This is a genomic window from Chitinophaga agrisoli (assembly GCF_008386695.1).
GTDB lineage: Bacteria > Bacteroidota > Bacteroidia > Chitinophagales > Chitinophagaceae > Chitinophaga > Chitinophaga agrisoli.
The window spans coordinates 838,743-863,375 of record NZ_VUOC01000003.1 but is presented as its reverse complement, the minus strand read 5'-3'; the positions used below and the strand labels follow the sequence as shown (position 1 = coordinate 863,375).

18 protein-coding genes and 1 riboswitch are annotated in these 24,633 nt (G+C 48.8%); of the genes, 6 read left to right on the top strand and 12 right to left on the bottom strand.

Features of this window, described 5'->3' with window-relative positions; translation table 11 throughout:
* Positions 1 to 89 precede the first annotated feature (89 nt).
* A riboswitch (cobalamin riboswitch) is annotated at positions 90 to 249 on the top strand.
* 121 nt (positions 250 to 370) lie between these two features.
* Both F0L74_RS18880 and F0L74_RS18875 read left to right on the top strand, forming a co-directional pair.
* Positions 371 to 1,342 (top strand): ribonucleoside-diphosphate reductase small subunit, encoded by a 972-nt coding sequence (locus F0L74_RS18880; protein WP_149839431.1) that lies wholly within the window; start codon positions 371 to 373, stop codon positions 1,340 to 1,342.
* 123 nt (positions 1,343 to 1,465) lie between these two features.
* Positions 1,466 to 3,847: a ribonucleoside-diphosphate reductase subunit alpha gene (locus F0L74_RS18875; RefSeq protein ID WP_149839430.1), complete on the top strand. Its 2,382-nt coding sequence runs from the start codon at positions 1,466 to 1,468 to the stop codon at positions 3,845 to 3,847.
* 86 nt (positions 3,848 to 3,933) lie between these two features.
* On the opposite strand, the gene F0L74_RS18870 is transcribed toward F0L74_RS18875, so the two are convergent.
* The 10 genes from F0L74_RS18870 to F0L74_RS18825 form a co-directional block, all read right to left on the bottom strand.
* Entirely contained in the window at positions 3,934 to 6,474 is a 2,541-nt protein-coding gene (locus F0L74_RS18870; protein WP_188316063.1) for a TonB-dependent receptor, read from the bottom strand.
* 136 nt (positions 6,475 to 6,610) lie between these two features.
* Positions 6,611 to 8,284, bottom strand: a complete 1,674-nt coding sequence (locus F0L74_RS18865; RefSeq protein ID WP_306462926.1) for a pectate lyase family protein — start codon at positions 8,282 to 8,284, stop codon at positions 6,611 to 6,613.
* Positions 8,285 to 8,419: 135 nt separating this feature from the next.
* On the bottom strand, positions 8,420 to 9,187 hold the full coding sequence (locus F0L74_RS18860) for a LytR/AlgR family response regulator transcription factor (RefSeq protein WP_149839428.1): 768 nt from the start codon (positions 9,185 to 9,187) through the stop codon (positions 8,420 to 8,422).
* 12 nt (positions 9,188 to 9,199) lie between these two features.
* Positions 9,200 to 10,231: a sensor histidine kinase gene (locus tag F0L74_RS18855; RefSeq protein WP_149839427.1), complete on the bottom strand. Its 1,032-nt coding sequence runs from the start codon at positions 10,229 to 10,231 to the stop codon at positions 9,200 to 9,202.
* 3 nt (positions 10,232 to 10,234) lie between these two features.
* Positions 10,235 to 11,482, bottom strand: a complete 1,248-nt coding sequence (locus F0L74_RS18850; RefSeq protein WP_149839426.1) for a hypothetical protein — start codon at positions 11,480 to 11,482, stop codon at positions 10,235 to 10,237.
* A 223-nt stretch (positions 11,483 to 11,705) separates the two neighbouring features.
* Positions 11,706 to 12,275, bottom strand: coding sequence for an isochorismatase family protein (locus F0L74_RS18845; RefSeq protein WP_149839425.1), 570 nt, complete (start codon positions 12,273 to 12,275; stop codon positions 11,706 to 11,708).
* 34 nt (positions 12,276 to 12,309) lie between these two features.
* Positions 12,310 to 13,566 carry an MFS transporter gene (locus F0L74_RS18840; RefSeq protein WP_149839424.1) on the bottom strand — a complete coding sequence of 419 codons (1,257 nt, stop codon included), beginning with the start codon at positions 13,564 to 13,566 and terminating at the stop codon, positions 12,310 to 12,312.
* A gap of 46 nt (positions 13,567 to 13,612) precedes the next feature.
* Positions 13,613 to 14,047, bottom strand: coding sequence for a MarR family winged helix-turn-helix transcriptional regulator (locus F0L74_RS18835; RefSeq protein ID WP_149839423.1), 435 nt, complete (start codon positions 14,045 to 14,047; stop codon positions 13,613 to 13,615).
* A gap of 112 nt (positions 14,048 to 14,159) precedes the next feature.
* Positions 14,160 to 14,753 (bottom strand): TrmH family RNA methyltransferase, encoded by a 594-nt coding sequence (locus F0L74_RS18830; RefSeq protein WP_149839422.1) that lies wholly within the window; start codon positions 14,751 to 14,753, stop codon positions 14,160 to 14,162.
* A gap of 30 nt (positions 14,754 to 14,783) precedes the next feature.
* Positions 14,784 to 15,365: a Crp/Fnr family transcriptional regulator gene (locus F0L74_RS18825; protein WP_149839421.1), complete on the bottom strand. Its 582-nt coding sequence runs from the start codon at positions 15,363 to 15,365 to the stop codon at positions 14,784 to 14,786.
* A gap of 124 nt (positions 15,366 to 15,489) precedes the next feature.
* Between F0L74_RS18825 and F0L74_RS18820 the strand changes: the two genes are divergently transcribed.
* The 4 genes from F0L74_RS18820 (at position 15,490) to F0L74_RS18805 (ending at position 20,197) form a co-directional block, all read left to right on the top strand.
* On the top strand, positions 15,490 to 16,449 hold the full coding sequence (locus F0L74_RS18820; protein ID WP_149839420.1) for a heme-binding domain-containing protein: 960 nt from the start codon (positions 15,490 to 15,492) through the stop codon (positions 16,447 to 16,449).
* Positions 16,450 to 16,454: 5 nt separating this feature from the next.
* Entirely contained in the window at positions 16,455 to 16,943 is a 489-nt protein-coding gene (locus tag F0L74_RS18815) for a cytochrome P460 family protein (RefSeq protein ID WP_149839419.1), read from the top strand.
* A gap of 64 nt (positions 16,944 to 17,007) precedes the next feature.
* Positions 17,008 to 19,683 (top strand): AsmA family protein, encoded by a 2,676-nt coding sequence (locus F0L74_RS18810; protein ID WP_188316062.1) that lies wholly within the window; start codon positions 17,008 to 17,010, stop codon positions 19,681 to 19,683.
* Between the two features lie 112 nt (positions 19,684 to 19,795).
* Positions 19,796 to 20,197 carry an SdpI family protein gene (locus F0L74_RS18805; protein WP_188316061.1) on the top strand — a complete coding sequence of 134 codons (402 nt, stop codon included), beginning with the start codon at positions 19,796 to 19,798 and terminating at the stop codon, positions 20,195 to 20,197.
* Positions 20,198 to 20,251: 54 nt separating this feature from the next.
* Here the strand turns inward: F0L74_RS18805 and F0L74_RS18800 are convergent, their stop codons facing one another.
* On the bottom strand, positions 20,252 to 23,434 hold the full coding sequence (locus F0L74_RS18800) for an efflux RND transporter permease subunit (RefSeq protein WP_149839416.1): 3,183 nt from the start codon (positions 23,432 to 23,434) through the stop codon (positions 20,252 to 20,254).
* A 66-nt stretch (positions 23,435 to 23,500) separates the two neighbouring features.
* Positions 23,501 to 24,622 carry an efflux RND transporter periplasmic adaptor subunit gene (locus F0L74_RS18795; RefSeq protein ID WP_149839415.1) on the bottom strand — a complete coding sequence of 374 codons (1,122 nt, stop codon included), beginning with the start codon at positions 24,620 to 24,622 and terminating at the stop codon, positions 23,501 to 23,503.
* Between the last annotated feature and the right edge of the window lie 11 nt (positions 24,623 to 24,633).

Genomic DNA, 24,633 nt, shown 5'->3' with positions numbered 1-24,633 from the left:
ATTGTTCCCATCAATTTTGTTTCTTTTTCCACACGTGTTAAAAACTTTAAAGGGCACCCGGTGTGTTTCGTACTTACATTTGCGTCAGTTCTTGACTTAGTTGCATTGGTTCCCGGGGTAACATCCGGGATTAATAGGGAATCGTGTTAGAATCACGAGCAGACGCGCTACTGTGATTCCTGATCCCGTGCGCAAAAAACGGTTGAATGTCAGGGAAAGCCAGAGACCTGCCAGCGCAACATTTGTCAAAGCCTTCGCGGTATAAGGGTATTGACGCAAGTGACACCTTCCTCACTCCGGGAAAAGGTATCTCTCGTCACCCCACCCCTTACCGAAAGAGTACAGCAATAACCAAAAAAATTATTGGCGCATGAACCATGAAAATGAGATCTTGTTGAAAGAGAACAAAGACCGCTTTGTATTGCTGCCCATTAACTATCCAAAAGTGTGGGAAGTGTATAAACGGCATGAGGCCAGCTTCTGGACAGCAGAAGAGATTGACCTAAGTGGCGACCTCAAGGACTGGGGCAACCTCAACGACGGCGAACGTCATTTTATTACACATGTGCTGGCATTTTTTGCGGCCAGTGACGGCATAGTGAATGAGAACCTCGCAGTAAACTTCATGAGCGAAGTACAGATACCGGAAGCCCGTTGTTTTTACGGTTTCCAGATCATGATGGAAAATATCCATTCAGAAACTTACGCTTTACTAATAGATACCTATGTAAAAGATCCGGCAGAGAAAGACCGTTTGTTCCATGCGATCGATACGGTACCCGCCGTAAAGAGAAAAGCGGAGTGGGCGCTGCGCTGGATAGAGAACGGCAATTTTGCACAACGCCTGGTAGCATTTGCTGCAGTAGAAGGCATCTTCTTCAGCGGTAGCTTCTGCTCTATCTTCTGGTTAAAGAAGAGAGGCCTGATGCCGGGGCTTACTTTCTCCAATGAGCTGATCAGCCGTGATGAAGGTTTACACTGCGAGTTTGCCTGCCTGCTGTATAGCATGCTGCAAAATCAGCTTACACAGGAAGAAGTACACCAGATCATTGGCGACGCCGTGGAAATTGAAAAAGATTTCATCATCAATGCGCTGCCCGTAGACCTGATAGGTATGAACAGCCGCCTGATGAGCCAATATATTGAGTTCGTAGCTGACCGTTGGGTAGCCGAATTAGGTTATGCCAAAATATTTAATGCCACTAATCCGTTTGACTTCATGGAAATGATCTCGCTGCAAGGCAAGACCAACTTCTTTGAAAAACGGGTGGGTGATTACCAGAAAGCTGGCGTAATGTCCGGCAAGGAAACACAGACATTCAGCCTGGACGAAGACTTTTAATTTTAACGCTGAAACACGCAGCGGAAGCCCGAACCGGACGATATTCCTATCTCTCCTTCCTGCTTCTCAACACGTAATTTCAGATACATATATTTATTACTAACCTCTTAAATTTCAATACACATGTTTGTAATAAAAAGGGATGGCCACAAAGAAGCGGTCAAGTTTGATAAGATCACTGCACGTATTGAAAAACTCTGTTATGGCCTGAACGCAGACTATGTAGATTCGATTGATGTGGCCAAGAAGGTGATACAGGGTTTGTATGATGGCGTTACCACATCAGAACTGGATAACCTGGCTGCAGAAACAGCAGCCTCGCTTACGACCAAACACCCGGATTATGCGCAGCTGGCTTCCCGTATTGCGGTGAGCAACCTGCATAAAAATACAGTGAAATCATTCTCTAAAACGATGAAGAAGCTGTATGAATACGTTGATCCTAAAATAGGCAAACCGGCGCCGTTATTGTCTGACGATGTATGGGAGATCATCCGCAAGAATGCGGAGATCCTGGACTCCAGCATCATCTATGACCGCGACTTTGCTTTTGATTATTTTGGTTTTAAAACGCTGGAGCGTTCTTACCTGCTGAAAGTAGACGGTAAGATAGCAGAGCGTCCGCAACATATGTTCATGCGTGTGGCGGTAGGTATACATAAGGAAGACATTGAGTCTGCCATCAAAACGTATAACCTCATGAGCGAGCGTTGGTTTACACACGCTACGCCTACCCTGTTCAATGCAGGTACGCCCAAACCGCAGATGTCATCCTGCTTTTTGCTGACCATGAAAGGCGATAGCATTGACGGCATCTACGACACGCTGAAACAAACCGCTAAGATCTCCCAGAGCGCCGGCGGTATAGGTTTAAGCATTCACAACATCCGCGCTACGGGCTCTTATATCAGCGGTACCAACGGTACTTCCAATGGTATTATCCCTATGCTGCGCGTGTTTAACGATACAGCCCGTTATGTGGACCAGGGTGGCGGTAAACGTAAAGGCGCTTTTGCTATTTACCTGGAGCCCTGGCATGCCGATGTATTTGAATTCCTGGACCTGCGTAAGAACCACGGTAAAGAAGAGATGCGCGCCCGCGACCTGTTCTATGCCCTGTGGGTACCAGACCTGTTTATGCAGCGCGTAGAAGACAATGGCGATTGGAGCCTGTTCTGTCCGCACGAAGCGCCAGGCCTGCACGAAACCTGGGGTAAGGAATTTGAAGCCCTGTATGCTAAATACGAACAGGAAGGCCGCGCACGTAAAACCGTGAAAGCACAGGACCTGTGGTTCGCTATCCTGGATGCGCAGATCGAGACCGGTACGCCTTACCTGCTGTATAAAGATTCTGCTAACCGCAAATCTAACCAGCAGAACCTGGGTACTATCAAGAGCTCTAACCTTTGCACAGAGATCATTGAGTATACAGACGATAAAGAGGTAGCGGTATGTAACCTGGCTTCCCTGGCACTGCCCCGTTTTGTAACAGACGGCCAGTTCGATCATCAGCGTTTATATGATGTGACTTACCAGGCAGCGGTGAACCTGAACAAGATCATTGATAATAACTATTACCCGATAGAAGAAGCCCGTAACAGCAACCTGCGCCACCGTCCTATTGGATTGGGCGTACAGGGCCTGGCAGATGCCTTCATCCTGATGCGTTATCCGTTTGAGAGCGATGCCGCTAAAAAGCTGAACAGCGAGATCTTTGAGACCATTTATTTTGCCGCTATGACAGCGTCCAAAGACCTGGCTATAAAAGATGGCGCTTATGAGACCTTTGCCGGCTCTCCTGCTTCCAAAGGCGTTTTCCAGTTTGATATGTGGGGCGTTACACCTTCTGCCCGCTGGGATTGGGATTCCCTGAAAGCAGAAGTGAAACAACATGGTATCCGCAACTCCCTGTTGCTGGCGCCCATGCCTACTGCCTCCACTTCCCAGATCCTGGGTAATAACGAGTGCTTTGAGCCGTACACTTCCAATATCTATACCCGCCGTGTACTGAGCGGTGAGTTTGTGGTAGTGAACAAACACCTGCTGCAAGACCTGGTAGCGCTGGGCCTGTGGGACAATGATATGAAGAATAAGATCATTGCCGCCAATGGTTCCATCCAGCAGATAGACGAGATCCCATCTACCATCAAAGAACTGTACAAAACAGTATGGGAGATCAAACAGCGTAATATCATCGATATGGCAGCAGACCGCGGCGCATTCATCTGCCAGTCACAATCGCTGAACCTGTTTGTAGACACACCGTCTGCCGCCAAGCTTACTTCCATGCACTTCTACGCCTGGAAAAAAGGTTTGAAAACAGGCATGTACTACCTGCGTACACAGGCTGCTACACAGGCCGTTCAGTTTACCGTAGAAAAACAAGGCGGTCAGCAAATGGAGCCAATGGTAGCTGCTGCGCAGGCAGGCCAGGAACTGGTGGAAGAGTATGCAGAAGGCGCAGTTTGCACCATGGAAGAAGGTTGCGTAACCTGCAGCGCGTGATAATGAATAAGAGACCAATTAGCATAAAAAAGCAGCGCATAAGCGCTGCTTTTTGTTTTATAAGGTTAATCTACAATAGCGGGGCATTAATGCCCAAAATTTTCCAGCCGGTAGTTAAGCGTTAACATAAAATACCTGGCCAGCCTGTTATTACGTTTATCTACAATTTCGTTATCAAATACATCGCGGGAGATGCCTGTGTTCTGATTGAACAGGTCAAATACCGCTACGCGTACCGTTCCCCGGTTATGCTTCAGTAAACGCCGTTCCAGGTAGGCATTCAGCAGCTTTGGATTAACATTACCGGTGCTATACCCGCTATTGATGGTATAAGAAAAATCATATCCTAAAGTCCAGTTACTGAAAAAGTAATTCCTTCCGGCGATGCCTATCAGCACACTGTTAACGCGCCTGGCCTGGAATGAGGCGGAAGAATAGGTGGTACCGTTAAATGAGTAGGCCGTATTCAACTCAGCGTCCATGATATCATCCAGATCTGCCCTGAATTTAAAGCCCTGGCGGATGGTGAGGTCTTTGCCAATATTACGCTCTCCATTGGTAAAAGCGATATTGTTGCTATAACCGGCATCGCCAAAATAGGTAAGGGTATATTTACGGTCTGCAAACGGTTTGGAAAAAGTATAGAGGCCTTTTACATTATAGAAACCGTTTGTATTGATGTAGGTAGTGTTTTGTTTGAGGCTGTCGGGAATAATAGTCCGTACCGTTACGATCTTATTCATGGTCTCATTCACCAGCAATTTGGCCAGCATGGTGTAGCCGGATGACCAGTCAGACTGTTTGTATTCCAGGTTCAGGTTATGGGAGAACTCCGGTTTCAGGTCTGGATTACCGGTAACGGTATTCTGCAGATCGGAATTATCTGTAAGGGGTTGCAGCTGGGTAAACCCGGGCGCCTGGCTGCGGCCATAATACCGCGCGGAAAAGGTGTTTTTACGCGAAAAGCGGTAGATCAGGCGTGCGGTGGGGATCCAGTTAAACAAGGACCTGGAAGTGCTGTTATGCCGGCTAAAATCCTCTCCTTTTAGAACGGAAGGCTGTGCTGACATCCCCACCATATAATTCAGCTTTTTTTGCTTGAACCGGTAGTTAAGTCCAATACGGTGGGTGGTGAACTGGTAGTCGTAATCATTACTCTGCAGGAAATTCTGTTTCTGCTCGCCACTCACGGGGTCTACATCATTTGTATTACGGATATTACTGGTAGCGGACCGGTTCAATTGATAGGATACCTCCGCATAGGAAGAGGCAGATAATGGCTCTATATAAGAGGCCTGCGCGGAGGTTTGAAAGGTATTGTTATCCGTTCCTGTTTGCTGGAACTGGTTGGTGTATGAGATATTATCCGCCGTATCCGTGATGGTATAGCGGTTTTTTACATCGCTGTTTGCATCACTGTTGGAGTAGCCCATCTGCGAGGTGAAGCTAAAATTACGGCCCTGCTTTTTGAATTTATGGTTATAAAAGATCCTTGCGGATAAGGATGATGAGGTGGCGTTATTAAAAGACTGGTTGTCTTTTAATGAGGATGAGCCCAACAGCTGTGTATTGCTTAGGCCGGCGTTGTGGGTAGTAGTGGTACTATAAGAAAGATCCGGTTGTATCTTGAGGTAATTGCTGGAGTCTACCTGGTATTCCAGGTTCCAGGAAAGCTGGTGTTGATTGTTGCCGGTATAACTGTTCTGGCTTTCGTCCTCCAGTTTGGTATAGTCCTGGAATACGGTTTGGCTGCTGGTGGTTTCCCGGATGCTATTATTCCGGTTGGTATAGCCATAACTGCCATAGGATACCAGCTTGCCGCCCCAGTTATCCCGGTAATTTAGTTTTGCTGATTTTCTGTCTGAGATACCGTCGCCGCTTTCTGTATTATTGATGGCGCCGTCAAAGGCGATCTGCTGCTTATCCCTGAGGATATTGGTGCGGAAACGGCCTTCATAGCGGCCATCTGTTCCCAGGCCGCCGGTAAGTTTGCCATAGTATCCCTCGTCCTTGTCCGGCAGCAGGTTGATGTTTAAGATCTTGGTGGATTCTCCGCCTTTTATACCCGTAATGTTTGCCTGATCGCCGTAATCATCAATTACCTGCAGGTTCTTCACGATATCTGCCGGCAGATTCTGGATGGCCGCGGCGGCATCGTTGCCAAAAAAGTCCTTTCCATTGAGCCGCACTTTGGTGATGGGTTCTCCCTGTACCGACATGTTGCCGGTTTTATCCACATCCACGCCGGGCAGCTTTTTTACGATCTCGTCTACCGCGTCTCCTTCCCTTACTTTAAAGGCTTTGGCGTCGTACTCAATGGTATCTTCTTTTACTTTTACGGGTACCGTAGCGGCTACTACTACCTCTTTTAGCGCGGTAGATGCTATTGATAATACGATCGTATCCAGCACAATGGTATTAAGGCTATCTGCCAGCTTGTATTGGCGCACAAACTTTTCATACCCCATAAAACCTACTTCCAGTTTAAACCGGGATGATTTAACGGCGTTGAAGAAAAAATCTGCCTGTGCGCTGGCGCTAACCGCCGTGCTGTCTGTGCTGGTTACCAGGGTAACAACAGCGCCGGGTAAGGAATTGCCGTAACTGTCCCGGATGTGTCCTTTCACGGTCCTGGGATGCTGGGCATAAACGGATGTTGTTAATAGAAGAAAAGGAAATATTATCCAAATATTCCGCATATAGTACTGTTTGTCACATTCGTTATGCCCACGTTTACAACTTCTCCTTACCCGGCGGTTTTATTTATTTTTTACTGGCTACCTCGTTCAGATAGTCTTCAATGCTGGTATAACCGTTGCCATCTTTATCCAGGGTGGCGTCTTTAGCGTCATTGGCATTTAAGCCATGTTTCTTTTCCCACTCATCCGGCATGCCGTCATTATCTGCATCTTTATAGGGAGTGCCTTTGTATTCAGGATATCCACCCACCTGGCTAATATCGGTGATGATGCCTTGTTTGTAAGAATCAATAGGCAGGCGGCGATGCTCAAATTGCGTTGCGGGCAATTTCACATCTTTGATGTAATTGATCTTGCCGGTTTTTACCTGCTCTACAATGCGGGTATCTACCGGGTCTCTTACAGGCAGGGTAGCGCCTACGTGTTGCAGTACATATCCAAAAGCTTCCTGAGCAGACATGATCTTCACTTCTGCCATGGGGAATGCTTTGCTGGCGCGGATAAAATCCGTATACTGACCGGCGTCTCCCATGTCCTTATCGTGCATATCCTCTACCTGTACGCCACCAGCCCAGTTGTCTGCCGTTATTTTGGGGTATCCTTCCATGATATTGCCATGCACATAGGCGCGGCCAAATACTTTATATTTCAGTTTGCTGCGGCCGGATTCCGGGTTCAGGATCCTATGACCAACCAGGCCGTCCTTAGTGGTAGCGGGGCCGGGTTTAAAGTAGTTGTTGATCATGTTGAAAGTAGCGGTATAATCGCCCCCATCCACAGAACGGTGTACCCAGTTAAACACCACGTTATTTACAAAATTGAACGTGCCATTCCAGCCAATAGAAGGGTTACGGCCGGTATTATCCGCCCACATATTGCGTGCAAAAGTGGCATTTTCGCCGCCCAGTGTGCTGCCAAAAGCGTGGTTCCAGGTATCCAGGCCTTCTGCAAAGATGGAGTTCTGGATAGTGAGGTTTACGGTAGGCATTTTCTCTTCCTGCTTGCCGGTGCTGTCATTATACATATGGCGGTACATGCTCATATTCTCATCCAGGCCCCAGGTAGCGGAAACATGGTCGATCATGATATTACCCACCGGGTTGCCGCCAATGGCATCGTCACGGCGGCCTACATTGGTCTCGCCACGGCGGAAACGCATATAACGGATCACCACATCGTGGGTATTGATCCAAACAGACTCCCCGGCTATACAAACGCCGTTACCGGGGGCAGACTGGCCCTCTATGGTGATATAGGGAGCGCGGATGATGAGCGGGCTATTCAGGTGCACAATACCGGCCACATTGAATACTACCACACGGGCGCCGCCCTGTTCGCAGGCCCAACGGAAACTACCGGGACCATCATCATTCAGATTGGTCACTACCAATACCCGGCCGCCACGGCCGCCAAAGCTGAACTTTCCACCGCCTTCCGCGCCCGGAAATGCGGCAATCTCTGCCTGCGGCAGATCTGTAGGCCGGTGCGCCCAGGGCACAAAAGGCTTTCCTTTCCTGGCCTCCTGCTGTATTATGGGCCATGCTGCCTGCCAGACGGAGTCAGAATGTTTTTCTGCGGCATCCATCATCTGTTTGCTGGCATGTGCTATATCCTGCGGTATGCTGGGGTATTGTGCGGAGGCAGATTGTATACCCATTGCAGTTACGAGTGCAAGTACCAGGCAGTATCTTTTAAACACTGCGGTTTTCAGATACGTGAAATTCATCAGTTCCTTCATTTATTTGTGGTTTTTATTTTAAGTCCCCTAAATATTTTCAAAAGAAAAAGCTTTTACCCGCAGAAAAAAAGCGATTTCTGACGTAGCTGGATATTAGATGAATGAGACGGGATTATGGCGGCCTGAAAAAGACGGTCAATGATCCAGCCAGGCCTTAAAAAGGGGGGTCTTCTGGCTGCTGATCACAATTTCTTCGTCGTGCTCCGGGGAGAGGACCAGCTTTAGCCGGCCTTTAAAATAGGGATGTACTTCTTTAACAGCGTCTATATGGATGATGAGGTTACGGTTAACATGAAAGAACGATACGGGGTCCAGCATGGTCATGAGCTCATCCAGCGTATAGTCCAGGGGAAAACTCTGCCGCTCTTTGCTAACCAGTAAGGTGAGCTTATTACGGGAATGGAAATAGGCTATTTCCTCACTTTTGATGGCTTTGATCTTAGTGCCCGTTTTTACCATAAACCTGGATTTATAGGTCTGCTGGCTGGTTTTAATGATGTTGATGATATCGCTGAACTGCACCTCGCTGATGGCGGATTTGGCGTGCGAGCGGATCTCTTCCATCTTTTGCAGGCTTTTCTCCAGCTTCTGGTATTGTACGGGTTTTAAGAGGTAATCTATGCTATGCACCTGGAAAGCATCGAGCACGTATTGATCATAGGCGGTACAGAAAATAATGGGGCATTTTACTTTTACCTGTTTGAAGATCTCGAAACACAGGCCGTCTGACAAATGGATATCCAGCAGCACCAGGTCTGGCTGTGGATGCTCATTAAACCACTTTACGGCTGCCTGCACAGAAGGCAGGATGGCCAGCGGCCTGATACCGGCGTCATATTGTTTTAATAACTCCGTAAGCCTTTCCGCTGCGGGTTCCTCGTCTTCGATTATTAATATCTCCATTTGCGGCAAGATTTATTCTTCTATCTCCAGTAAAGGCAATTTTACTGTAAAAAACCGGTTATCACAACTTACATCTACAGGAAAAGCGGATAAATACTGGTAGCGCTTACGGATATTGTCTAAGCCGGTGCCGGACCCCATCAGCGCCTCGCGGGGTATAGGCTGATAGGTGTTCTTTACGATCACCCACTCCTTCCCTTCCAGGTATACCTGGATGCGTAACGGATCATCTTTGGAAATAATGTTATGTTTTACGGCATTCTCCATCAGCATCTGTAAGGATAAGGGGGGAATAAAGTAGTTAGCATCAATATCCTGCGGCGTAGGCATCTCCATGAGCACCGCATCCCCGAACCGTTTTTTTAGCAGATAGCCATAAGCCTTAATGAAATCCAGTTCCGTATGCAGCGGCACCAGCTCTTCTTTTTTGTATTGCAGTACATAGCGGTATACATCCGCAAACTTATCCAGGAAAGACTGCGCCTCCTGTTTGTCTTTATCTATAAGGCTGGCCAGCACATTCAGGTTATTGAACAGGAAATGCGGGTCCAGCTGCATACGCAGGGAATTAAGCTGGGCCTGCAGGTTATCCTCTTTTAGCTGATTTGCCTGCACCTGGGCTTTTTTCCACTGCATCATAAAATAGATGCCGAAATTGACAGATAATACGGGTATGATAAACAGCAGGCCATATACATTCAAGACTAATACCTGGGCGGGGTCTGGCGGGGTACTGTTGGTGGTGATCTTAAAGAGATAATAGGTAAGATTGATACAAAGCAGGGAATACAGGCCGCTGGCCGCCAGTTGTATAAAAAAACGCCGGGTAGGATGCCTTAACCAGGACACATCCTTATCCAGCACCTGGTAAATATACCGGTTACCCAGCCAGAGCAGCATGATGACGGTAAAGATCCAGATCAGCGCCGCCACCTCGTAGGCCTCCACCTGTTCATAGTAAGCGTTATAGCCCAGGAAAGCGATGCCTGCCAGGATCAGGAGGGAGATCAAATAGATCAGCGGTTTTCTAATTCCTTTACTCATGGCTTACCTGAAAGAGATTTCGCTTATTTTATTCCAGGGAATATACTGATGCTCTTTATTGGGCAACCAGATCATCACACCCCAGTTCTTATCGCTAACATCATTATCCCATCCCAGCAGCAAGGTTCTTTTATCTTTTAGCGTAACCTGGGAATAATGCCGTTTATAGGGTGTGATCTTGCTGACATAATAAAAGGGGACCTGGTAGAACAGGCCATCTTTATTCCCCTCCAGCATTTCTATATCCCATTCTTCGTCCAGGTCAAATGTACAGGTTCCTTCGTATACTTTACCTTCTGTAGTAAGCACGCTGGCAGCTATACGCCCGTGGCTGGGGTAGTCTGTATAAGCAAACCCCGTTGCGGGCGGCTCTTCCGGCGTAAAGGATATAAATGCTTTCCAGGTTACCAGTACCCTGCCGTATATGGGATGCATAACTGCAATACCGCGGTTATCCGGGTCTACATCTGATGCGTTGCCTAATAAGATATCCTTACCGGTGCGGAGTTTTACCAGCGCTTTATCCCCCTGTTTCTCAATGGCCGCCATATAGGCAAATGCATATTTTACGGTGTTACCATCAGCAGTTTGCCCGGTGAGCTGATGGGCGGCCAGGTATTTATAGGTATTCCATTGTATAAACCCGGTAAGCGGACCGGCGGTGGTATTGACTGTTCCGTAGAGCGGCTTCCAGAGCGGTTGCCCCAGGTTTTCCGGGGTGGGTTTAAAATTTATGCGGCTGATCTCGTCCCATTTGAGGGTTTTGGAATCACCGTTGACATAAACAACAATGTTACCGCCCAGCTGCTTTTCATCATCCCTGTGCGGTTCTACCCGGAGCTTGTACCCGTTCTTCAGGTACAATTGCGCCTTATCTGAGCCGGTAACATGGATAAAGTCAATATCCCCAAACCGGCATAATGCTTCTTTTTTCCGTTTGGGCAGCTTGTCCCGCCAGAGGTTCATAAATTGCCAGTCTATTTTGTCCGGGTCGTCTTCGTTGCTTAGTTTTTTGAGCTGTGATTTATCCAGGTATTGCAGGATATCCCGGTTGCTGCTTTTAACGGCGGTGAGTACATCGTTCCATTGCCGCTGGCCGCCACTCCATTTTATGGGGCCGGTATAGGTGTCTTTATTCTTTAATACGATTTCCGCATAAATATACCCCTGGTATTGGGCGCTGGCCGAATTCAATAATACACAGCATAGTATGGCTGCAAGACATATGAACCGGTAAAAACGCCCCATCATGATAAAATTGCCTGTGTTTTTGCTGTTAAAATCCTGAATCTAACATAAATCTTTGAGTGCATCAAGGTTATGGGGATGAACCGGGATTAAAAAGGCCTGAAACCGGAGATTAGCTGCCTGGATGATGTGCTGATGTGCTAATTTGCTAATGATGAACAGATGTATTAAAGAAAGGCTGCACCCATACGGATACAGCCTCTCTTCGCGGCAACCCGCTTTAGGCTTAACGAGCCTGTAGCAGGCGTATGATCTCTTCTGTGGTACCTACCTCCCCTATCCTGGGGAAAATAACTTTTAGGCTATGCTCCTGGGCACTCTGTAGGGAGTCGCTCATGGCGTCGCTGGCAAAGGTTACGTTGTAGGCCCTTTCGTGCGCGCTTCTGGCAGTACCTTCTACGCCAATGCTGGTGGCAATGCCGCAGAGTACAATGTTGGTAATACCCCGGCGGCGCAGGTGCAGGTCCAGGGCGGTGCCGTAAAAAGCGCTCCAGTTCCGTTTCGTGATGCGGATGTCTGAAGGCTGCAGGTCCAGCTCGGGGATCAGCTCATCCCAGCCGGCCGGCGGCGCAAAACCACCCTTTTCATTACGTGTACGGATGGCGTCTGAAAAATCGGGTGCAAAGCTTACGTTCACTGCCACAACAGGCAGGTTTTCTTTCCTGAATGCCTGTATCAGGGCGATGGCGTTGGCAACAACTGTTGCCGCAGGCGGTACTGTTTCCATGCCCACTATGCCTTTCTGCAGGTCAATGATTACAAGGGCGGTCTGTTTGTCCAATGCTGTAATGGCCATAACACTTAGTTTTTAGATAGAAGTTTGTTGTGACTTAAACGATGGTTTCACTGTATGCGGGTTGTAACTGTTCTGCCTGACGGCGGCGGCTTCTGCGGATGCCCCATATAAAAATAATTACGCAGAGCAGGCCTGCCAGGCCCTGGAATAATACGGTACGCGGGGCGCCAATATGATGGGCCACCACCCCGGTAAGCAGGCTGCCTACCGGCAGTGCGCCCTGGAAGGCCATGGCGTAGTAGCTGATCATGCGGCCACGCATATGTCCGGGCACATTGGTTTGTACATATGTATTGGTAGCGGCAATAACGGCCATCATGCCGGCGCCGGATAACATAATAAAGAATAAGGCCAGCGGCAGCGATCCTACCCGGGAAAACATGATAACGCTCAGCGCAAACACGGCGCCTGCCACACCTATGATCTTTAACATATCCTTACCGGGTTTAAGACCGGCCAGGTAAATAGCGCTACCCAGGGCCCCAAGACCCGTAATGCTGGCAAACCAGCTATATGTTTCCGCATCGCCCCCAAAAACATCTTTGGCAAAAACGGGGGTGAGGGTGTTAAAAGACATCAGGAAAATACCGGCGGCCCCCAGCATCAGGATGGCGGCGCGTACCTTAGGCACCAGCTGCAGGTAACTGTACCCCTCTTTCAGGCCCTGCCATACACTTGTATTTTTGCGTTCAGGCGGCGCCAGGTTCAGTTTCATCATCAGCAGGGATACGATCACGGCAATAAAGGTGAGGAAGTCTATGAGGAAACAGATGCCTTCGCCAAAAACGCTTAGGATCACTCCCGCAATGGCGGGACCTAAGAGCCGGGCCAGGTTCACCATAGAGGAGTTGAGGCCTATGGCGTTTGGCAGGTCTTCTTTATTATCTATCAGGTCTACCATCAGCGATTGCCGGGAGGTGATATCAAAAGCATTGATAACACCCTGCGCAATGCTAAGCAGGATAATAGCCGTCATGTTATAATACTTGAGCAATACAAGCGCAGCCAGCAGCCCGGATTGCATCATAGAGGCTATCTGGGAGATGAGCAGGATGCGGTAGCGGCTATGCCGGTCTGATAAGGTGCCTGCGTAGGGGGAGAACAGCATAGCGGGTATAAGCCCCGCAAAGCTTACGATCCCCAGCATGAGGGAGGAATGGGTAAGCCGGAATACCAGCCAGCTCACCGCCATACGCTGCATCCACGTACCGATGAGCGAGATGGTTTGCCCGGTAAAATATAACCGGTAGTTACGTGATCTAAGTGAACGGAATAGTTCGGACGGTTTCAATTCATCATATTTTTAACTGCCGGCGGATGTGCCTGCAGCGGTCTTTTTACTCATGATCTGCCAGCTTCTGTATAATGCCGGCAGCCTGTTTCAGCACTTTTTTCTCATCTGCCGTTAGCAGTGCGGACATAGCGCCAGCCAGCCATTCCGAGCGGTTACTGCGCACGGCGGCCAGCACCTGGCTGCCTTCCTTGCTCAGGGATACATGCACCTTGCGCTTATCATCCGCCGAAGGCGTTCTTTTTATATACCCCAGCTCTTCCATCTTATTAAGGCTTTGAGACATGGCCTGCGCGGTTACTTTTTCCATAGCTGCCAGCTCTGAGGGTAATAGTTGCTCATGCTGATCCAGCAATGCCAGGGTAGCATGTTCCGTGATAGATAGCGGGTGATTGGCTACCTGCTTACGCAGCTGGCGTATCAACCGGGAAAGGGCGGTCCGTACCTCCGTTGCCAGGGCTATGTCTTGCGAACTCTTCATGATAATAAAGTAAATTAATAAAGTAGCTTTACAAAGTTAGTTTATTATTTTAAACTGAGCAAAGGAGAATGGGGTATAGGCATAAAAAAAGGCAGCCATGGCCGCCTTTGTATTATTCTTCGCTGAAATTATTGCTCCATCGTTCCCAAAGCTCATTATACTGGGCCTCTGGCAAGCGGGCCTGCTCATAGTGGCCGGCCTGCGTTTTTTGCCGCAGCGCTTCGTAAATGCTAACTGCGCAGGCCACGGAAATATTGAGGGAGCGGATGATACCCATTTGCGGGATGATGAAATTGCCATCTGCCAGGGCGCGGATCTCATCGCTTACGCCCGCATGCTCATTACCAAATACCAGCGCCACAGAGCCGGTAAACTCAATATCATACAGGCTTACCGCATCGGCAGCCAGGTGCGTGGTAAAGATCTTTTTGTATTTGCTACGCAGGGCGGCCATACATTCCGCCGCATCGGAAAACTGGTGGATAGTTAACCATTTAGCCGCACTGGAAGAGCTTTTGGCGCCCCATTTCTTATGCCGCGGTATTTTGTTATTGAGCACATAGATCTCCTGGATGCCTACGGCGTCGCAGGTGCGCATTACGGCGGATATATTGTGCGGGTCCTGCACATTTTCCAGTACTACGGTAAGGTCTGGCTGGCGTTTGTTTAACACTCCTGTTAGTCGTTCCCTGCGTTCCGGTGTCATAATTCAGTTTTATGGGCGCAAAAATAAGCTTTATAACTTTTTATACATATTGCTCCGCACTTTGGAGAGAAATTCCGGGGAAACGCCCAGGTAACGGGCTATCTGGTGCTGCGGCACCCGTTGTGCAATATGGGGGTACTTTTCCATAAAGGCCAGGTACCGTTCTTCCGCCGTTTGGGAAATAGAAGCGTAAAAACGCTGCTGCAGCACACCCAGGGAGCGTTGTACCAGCAGGCGGTAATACTTTTCGAACTTGGGCGCTTTCTCAAACAGCTCCACTTTGCTTTGATAGTCGATGGAGAGCAGTTCGCAGTCTTCCACGGTTTCTATGAACATATTGGAAGGTTTTTGCTCTGCAAAGCTGGATAGGTCGCTTACCCACCAGTCTTCCACGGCAAAGGCCAGGATGGTTTCCGTACCCTCCTTATTCAAGTAGTAGGAACGGATACAGCCTTTTAATATATACGCCTCAAAATTGCACACCTCCCCTTCCTGCAGCAGGAACTGCTTTTTCTTTACCTTTTTGTATTGTAAAAGGTCGTGGAACAGCTGCAGCTCTTCCTGCGTAAGCTGGATATGCCTGGAAACGGAATTATCGATCTGTTCAAACATAGTGCTGTAAAAATAAAAGTTTCAACCCTCATTTTGTCCTTTTGGGCTATGAATCTACCCATTATAGGTGATATTGCTTCTCTGTGTTCGCAGATATCCTTTCTTTGCATAAAAGTTCTCCCATATGAATGCACTACCCCGGAAACGGCCTTCAAAAAGGGGCCTCCTGATACTGGGACTACTCCTGCTTTGTTTTATATGCATGCAGTTTATACGGCCGGAATTGCCCCGCCAGCCTGTTACCGGCGATCTGCAAGCCCCTGCGGAAGTGAAAACCCTGTTGCAAAGGGCCTGTTATGACTGCCATTCCAACCAAACGCAGCTACGCTGGTACGACCAGCTGGCTCCTGCCTATTGGCGGGTGGCGGAGCATATAAAGGATGGCCGCAAAGCCCTGAATTTCTCCAACTGGGACAGCCTCACCACCGTACAGCAGAAAGGTAAGTTATTTGAATGTTTTAGCCAGATAGAGAATGGCGCTATGCCGCTATCAGATTATGCCTTCGTGCACCGGGAGGCCAGGCTTTCCAAAGAAGACATTAATACATTAAAGAATTACCTGGGTAGTATGATACACCTGCCTGTTGCGGATAGCGCCAAACTGGCCGCCGTAAATGAGCAGGTACAGGGATTTAAAGGTTCCGCCAGGCATATTTCAAACGTACAACCAGCCTTAAATGGCATTGCATACATACCAGACTATAAAAACTGGCAGGTAGTTAGCACCACAGACCGTATAGATAATAATACCCTGCGTGTTATCTATGGTAATGATATTGCCATTAAAGCCATACAGGAAGGCCATATCAACCCCTGGCCCAATGGTACCATCTTTGCCAAAGTAGCCTGGGACCAGCTGCAGGATGCGGACGGCAATGTGCATTCCGGCGCTTTTAAGCAGATAGAGTACATGATCAAAGATGATAAGAAATATGCCTCCACCGGTGGCTGGGGCTGGGCGCGCTGGCTAACGCCGCAACTGAAGCCTTATGGGAAGAGCATTACATTCAGCACAGAATGTATCAACTGCCACCGGCCCATGAAGGATAATGATCTTGTTTTCACCATGCCTGTTAAACAGTAAACCAAATGAAACTATTGCACATCATAGCGCCTGTTATCATCATATTATCCCTGGCGGCCTGCACTGCCCCTGTATTAGAAGATGCCGGGCAGCTGAACAAAGCAGCTTCCCTGCCAGCCGCTTTTGATTTTAATAAAATGGGCCTGAAAGTGATCACATCTTCTGTGAACCGCAAGACCGGCACCATGAGCACCTTATACGGCAATGCTACCGCCTTTGACTATGTTGTTGACAGCACTGATAACCAATACCCGGCCGGCAGTGTGCTGGCCCTCATTACCTGGAAACAGCAGGAAGATAAACGCTGGTATGGCGCTAATATTCCCGGGGAGCTGCTGACAGTAGAAATGGTAAAAAAGGGCGCTACCGCTGATGATATAAGCTATAAACAGTATGAGGGTCAGGCGCTTAGCCCTGCTCCTGGCATCGATACCCTGCAGCAAAACGCCAGGATCCGGTATATTTTAGCGCAAAAGCCGGCTATTTTACCATAATGTTGCCTGATTTGGGAATTAAGATTAGGTTCTTATCTTCATGCCCAAGTTCAACCACAACATTATGCTGAAAAAAATACTGAAGATTGTCCTGATAGTATTTGTCGTACTTATACTGGCAGCTATCGCCATCCCTTATTTCTTTAAGGATAAGATCATGGCTATTGTAAAAACAGAGCTGAATAAGAACCTGAATGCCAAAGTAGACTTTAAGGATGTAGACATCAGCCTTTTCCGGCATTTCCCAAAGCTGGCAGTAGGCCTGGACGAGCTGCAGATCATTAACGTAGCGCCGTTTGAAGGAGATACCCTGCTGGCGGTGAAAAAGATAGACGCCGCCCTGAACCTGATGAGCGTGATCAAAGGCGGCACCATGGAGATCTACAACGTAACGCTGGATGAGCCGCGTATACATGCCATCGTACACCAGGATGGTAAGGCCAACTGGGATGTTACCAAACCAGATACCACACAAACCAGCACAGATACCGCCAGCACTTCGTTTGCCATGAAACTGCAAAGCTACCAGATAACGGATGCTTACATCAACTACGATGATCAGCAGGGCGCTATGCAAACCATTATCGAGCACCTGAACCACCAGGGCAAAGGAGATTTTACACAAGACCTTTTTACCCTGGAGACCAGCACCACCGCAGATGCTGTTACCTTCCGCTATGGCCTGATCCCCTATCTTTCCAAAGCCAGCGCCAAGGTAGACGCCAATATACAGGTAGATAACAAGACCAATACGTATACTTTTAAGGATGGCAACATACTGCTGAATAACCTGGCAGTGGCCGCACAAGGTCTTTTTAAGCTGGTGAATGACAGCACCTATGGTATGGATATCACCTTTAAAGCGCCCTCTACCAACTTTAAGGACCTGCTTTCGCTGGTGCCGGCCATATACAGCCAGGATTTCAGCAAGATCAAAACAGAAGGCACCGCAGCTTTTGATGGCTTTGTAAAAGGCGATTACAGCCCTACCCAAATGCCCGCCTTTGGTATACACCTGGCCGTAAAAAATGGCTTCTTCCAATATCCAGACCTGCCCAAACCGGTAAAAAATATCCAGTTAACCATGAATGTAAACAACCCGGATGGCGTACCTGACCATACCGTGGTGGATATGCCGGCAGCGCACCTGGAAATGGATAATACCCCGCTGGACCTGCGCCTGCTGGTAAAAACGCCGGTATCTGATATGTATGTGGAGGGCGCCGCCAAAGGCAAACTGGATCTGTCTAAAGTAACCCAGTTTGTAAAACTGGAATCCGGCACGCAACTTACCGGCCTGCTGGATGCCGACATTAGCGCCAAAGGCAATATGAGCGCTATTGAAAAACAACAGTACGACCGCTTTTATGCAGCCGGCACGCTGCTGGTGAATAACCTGCTGTACCGCAGCAAGGATTATCCCGATGGCGTGAAAGTGAATAACCTCTCCCTGAAGTTTAACCCGCGCAACGTAACCATAGAACAGTTCAGCGGCCAATATATGGGCACTAATTTCCAGGCTAATGGCGAGGTAAATAACCTGCTGGCCTATATGTTCAAAAACGCGGCCCTGGATGGTAAACTGGCCGTAAAAGCAGATGAGGTGAACCTGGATAAATGGATGGGCATGACCAGCAGCACTACTACCACTACTGCTGCTGTAGATACCGCCAATGCCGTACCCTTTGCCGTACCGGCTAACCTGAACCTGGGCCTGCAGGCACAGGTAGATAAAGTGCACTATGATAAGCTGGACCTCACCAATCTTACAGGCAGCATGCAGTTGAAAGATGAAACGGTTACCCTGCAGCAGATAAAAGGCAATGCCCTGCAAGGCAGCATGGAAGTGAACGGTAGCTACAGCACCAAAAACAGTAAGCTGAACCCGGATATCAATCTTTCCTACAATGTGCAGCAGCTGGATGTACAGCAAACCTTTAACGCGTTTAATACGGTACAGAAACTAATGCCTATTGGCCAGTTCCTGTCTGGTAAGATCACTTCCCAGCTAACCGTACAAGGCAAACTGGGCAAGGATATGACCCCGGTATTAAGCTCCCTGAACGGCGACGGTAACCTGCTGCTGATAGAGGGTTTCCTGAAAAAGTTTGCACCTATAGACCAGCTGGCCACCCAGCTGAATGTAAGCCAGCTGAAAGATATTTCGCTGAAAGACATTAAAAGCTATTTCTCTTTTGAGAATGGCCGCGTAAAAGTGAACCCTTTCAAAATAAAAGTAAGCAATATAGATATGGCGGTAGCCGGCTCCCATGGCTTTGACCAAACGCTGGACTATACCCTGCAGCTGGCGCTGCCCCGCAGCATCATGGGGCAACAGGCCAATTCCCTGATCAATAACCTGGTTACACAGGCGGCCAATAAAGGCGTACCGGTAAATGTAAGCGACAGTGTGCATCTGCAGGTATTACTGGGTGGTAACATCACCAAACCCACCTACAAAACAGACCTGCAAGAGAGCGCTTCTTCCCTGGCGGCTAATGTAAAAGACCAGGCTGCCACGCTGATAAAAAATAAGGTAGATACGGTAAAAAATACCGTAAAAGACTCCCTTACCCAGGCAGGCAAGAATGTAGGCAATGCACTAAAAGATCAGCTCACTAAACAGCTGAGCGGCCAGAAAGATACTACCAAAGAACAGCCTGCAAAAAATGCAGGACAGCAGGCCGGACAAACTTTAAAGAATACATTAAACGGTATATTGAAAAAGAAGGGCAGCTAACAGGCCTGATAATATTATGCAAAAATGCAGCGGCGCCATCATGGCTCCGCTGCATTTTACTTTTCAGGACATGCTTTTTTTCGTAACTTATAGTAACCTTAAATGCCATGATATGACCACATTGCTTCATAATACGTTTTGCAATGCCAGTCTGCTGGCAGGACTGGTGTTCCTGTTCATGGGTTACTTTATACGCCGGTATCCGCCTAAAAGCCTCAAAACATGGTATGGCTACCGCAGTTTTTACTCCACCCAGAATATTGATACCTGGCATGCCGCCAATGGTTATGCCGCACATATCTCCCGCCGCATAGGCATATTGTTGTTGGTATTTGGCGTAGTATGCGGGCTGGTGTTTGAAAAGCAGACGGAGTTATTCTTTTATGTAACTATTAGCCCGGTAGTCATTGGATCGCTGTATATGGTGGGGTATACGGAGTGGAAACTGGGGCAGGATTTTGATGAAGAGGGCAACAAACGGGAAGCGGAAGAAACTACTAACCCAATAAAATAAAGAAGGCGCCCCGCGAAGGGGCGCCTCTTACTTAAAACACTGTACTTAAATCTATCAAATCTTGCCCTGCACATCGTGCTCGGGAATAACATTATAATTTTCGCGCATTTTCTCCAACTTGGCTTTGCCGTAGCTAAGACGCGTAATGATCACATACAATACCGGCACTATAAATATGGCCAGGAAGGTAGCGGTGAACATACCGCCCAACACCGTCCAACCCATGGTTTTACGTGCTTCTGCACCAGCGCCGGAAGATAATACCAGCGGCATGATACCCAGCAGGAATGCCATAGACGTCATGATGATGGGACGCAAACGCAGCTTGGCCGCTTCTACTGTTGCCGTTACCAATTCCATGCCACGGTCCACACGTTCTTTGGCGTATTCCACGATCAGGATGGCGTTTTTGGCTGCCAGACCAATCAGCGTGATCATACCGATCTGCGCATATACGTTGTTGCTCAGGTTTGGCAGGAACGTAAGCACCAGGATAGCGCCAAACATACCAATAGGCACCGCCAGCAGTACGGAGAACGGTACAGACCAGCTCTCATACAACGCCGCCAGGAACAGGAATACGAATATGATGGACAATGCAAAGATGTACACGGTCTTGGAACCGGATAAGATCTCCTCACGGGTTAAACCGGAGAACTCATATCCATAACCTTCCGGCAGCTGCTGTGCTGCCACCTCCTGCAGGGCGCGGATAGCATCACCGCTACTGTAGCCCGGCGCGGCGCTACCATTTATTTCCGCGGAACGGAACAGGTTGTAGTGGGATATTACCGGCGCACTTTCCATTACCTTATAGCTGGTTAAGGTGCTTAGCGGCACCATACCGCCAGCCTGGTTGCGTACATAATACTGGCCCAGGTCCTTCATGCTACCGCGGTAGCTGGAGTCTGCCTGTGTTACTACGCGGAAGTTACGGCCATATACGGTAAAGTCGTTGATATAGGCGCTACCCATATAAGTTTGCAGTGCGGTAGCCACATCAGAAATAGCTACGCCCAGCTTTTTACATTTCTCGCGGTCTATATCCAGCTGGTAACCTGGCGTACGTGCGGTAAAGAAGGAGAATGCGCGGGAAATTTCCGGACGTTGGTTAATAGCGCCGGTGAATTTCTGCAATACCCCCTCAAACTGTTTGATATCCGTACCACCACGTTGTTGTAAAACGAAGGAGAAACCACCCGTCTGACCCAGACCAGGGATAGCCGGCGGTGATATTACCACCACATTGGCTTCCTTGAAACGGGACAGCTTTTGCTGTAAAGTGGCTATGAGCGGGAATAACTGATCCTGTTTCTTTTTACGGTCTTCCCAGGGCTTCAGCTGACAGAAGATGGTAGCACTGTTGGATTTGGTAGCAAAGTTCACCACGTTCAAACCACCCAATGCCGCATAGTGTGCAATAGCGGGTACGCTATCCAGCACTTTCATCATCTGGCTCATTACTGTTACGGTACGCTCTGTAGAAGAAGATTCCGGCAGATCGAATGTAATGTATACGCGGCCTTCATCTTCCAGGGGAATAAAGCCGGTAGGCTTGGTCCTGAATAACATTACAGCGCCTATCACAATACAAAGCAGCAGGATCATTACGTACCTGCCCCAATGGATACTTTTCTTTACGCCAACAGAGTAGCGGGAAGTAGTATGCCCAAACCAGCGGTTAAACCGGAAGAAGAACTGGTTCAACCCTTTGGAATCCTTATCCAGGTGCATGGGCCGCAGAATGAGCGTACACAGCGCCGGCGTAAGGGACAGGGCCACAAAGGCGGAGATCAGTACGGAGATGGCGATGGTGATCGCAAACTGTTGGTACAAACGGCCTACGATACCCGGTATAAAGCCCACCGGTACAAACACCGCCGCCAGGATCAGGGCGATGGCGATTACCGGGCCGGAGATCTCTTTCATAGCCTGGGCGGTAGCGTCCTTGGGCGTCATATGCCCATGGTCTATATTATGCTGGACCGCCTCTACCACCACAATGGCATCATCCACCACAATACCAATGGCCAGTACAAAACCGAACAGGGTAAGCGTGTTGATGGTAAAGCCTAACGGTATAAAGAATATGAATGTAGCAATGATAGATACCGGGATAGCCAGTACGGGGATGAGCGTGGCCCTCCAGCTCTGGAGGAACAGGAACACCACCAATACCACCAGGGCCAGGGCTTCCAACAAGGTTTCTACCACCTCATGAATGGACACTTGGATCACGGAAACAGACTCAAAAGGCACTACATAATCCACATCAGCAGGGAACTGTTTCTTCAGCTCATCCATGGTGGCATATACGTTCTTGGCTGTTTCGATGGCGTTACTACCGGGCGCCTGGTAAACCAGCAGGTAAGATGCGCGGTTACCATCCACATAGGAGTTACTGGCGTAGTTGAATTTACCCAGCTCTATCCTGGCCACATCCCGCAGGTATACGAGGTTACCGTTATCCGGGCGGGTTTTGATAATGATATTGCCAAACTCCTCCGGTGTAACCAAACGGCCTTTTACCTGGATGGTGTATTCAAATGTCTGACCTACCTGTTGCGGCGGAGCGCCTACGGTACCGGCGGTGATCTGCGCATTCTGTTCCTGGATGGCGGCGCGTACCTCATTAGCGGTAACGCCCATTTCGGCCAGTTTATCAGGCTTCAGCCAAACGCGCATGCTAAAATCATCTGCACGGGTAAAGATATCACCCACGCCTTTGGCACGCAGCAATGCGTCCCTTACGAATACGTTGGTATAGTTATCCAGGAAGGTGATATCGTGGGAGCGTTTGGGAGAGAACATAGCCACCAGCATCAGGATACTGGGGTTACGTTTTCTTACTATCAAACCTAAACGTTGTACTTCCTGCGGCAGGGTAGGTTGTGCAATACCTACGCGGTTCTGCACATCCAGCGCTGCAATGTTAATGTCTGTACCTACTTCAAAGTTCACCGTCATACTTACGGCGCCATTACTGGTACTGTTACTTTGAAGGTAGGTCATGCCGGGCGTACCGTTTACCTGTACTTCTACCGGCGTGGCCACGGTCTGTTCTACCGTTTGGGCGTCTGCACCGGTATAGGTACCGGTGATCTGTACGGTAGGCGGCGTAATATCCGGGTACTGCCCTATCGGCAGGCTGGTCATCGCCAGTAAGCCTACCAGCACCAGCACAACTGATATTACGATGGCGGTTACCGGTCTGCGTATAAAAGTATCTGCAATCATGATCGTTTTCTTCTATTGATTCACAATGTTTAACGAAGGCAAAAGGCTATTTGCTCTGCCATTCAATTACTTGCCTTGCTGCGGCGGTATGCCTATTTGTATTTTACCGCTATCACGTAAACGCTGGAAGCCTTCTGTGATCACTTTATCACCGGCCTGTATACCGTCCATTACCACTACCTGGTCCTTTAATTTGGGGCCCAGTTTTATTTTATGCTGTGTTGCGATAGAGTCCCTTGCTACAAACACAAAGAATTCGCCCATCTGCTCTACCACTGCTTTGTAAGGTATGATCAGCCTTTCGCCGGAGAGGTCATTGAGTACGTTCAGCACGCAACTCATACCGTCTTTCAACTCATCAGCCGGGTTTTCGAACTCGATCCTTATTTTGATAGTGCCGGTTTGGTTGTCTACGCCACGATCAATGGCGATGATCTTACCAGCATGTTTATAGAAGCTGCCATCCGGTAACTGCAGGCGGAAAGTGCTGTCCATGCCAACACCTTTTTTATTCTGCATGCCTACAAAACGGCTGATCTCTGTTTCATTCACTACAAAATCCACTGCGATGGGATTCTCGCTGGAGATAGTGTTGAGCAGCGTAGTACCCGGACTTACCTGCGCACCCAGTTTTACCAGTGAAATACCAATGCGGCCGGTAAAGGGGGCTTTGATCAGGGAATAATCCAAGTCTGTACGTGCGGCCAGCATGCTGGCCTCTGCCGCTGCCAGCTGGCTGCGGTTAGTTTCCAGGGTGGCCACTGCGTTATCCAGGGTTTGGCGGGCAATAGCGTCCTGTTCTGCCAGGCGCTGGTACCGGTCCATATCTTTCTGGGCTCTGTTAAAGTTAGCACGCGCGCTCAGGATGCCGGCTTCTGCCTGGCGGGCAGCAGCTTCGTACTTGCGGCGGTCAATTTCATAGAGGGTTTTGCCTTTCTGCACTACCTCGCCTTCTTTAAAGAAGATGCCGGTAATGAACCCTGACACCTGTGCCCGCAGTTCCACATTGTTCAATGCCACCACGGTAGCGGGATATGTATCATAGTAGATGGCGGACGCCTGTTGGGCCTCTACTGTATTTACAGGGGTGGGCGGTACTACAGGGGCGCCTTTCTGGCCCGGGCCTTTACATGCGGTAAAGGAAATAATACCGAAAGCGCAAATAAAAACTACGAATTCATTTTTCATCTGATAATCGT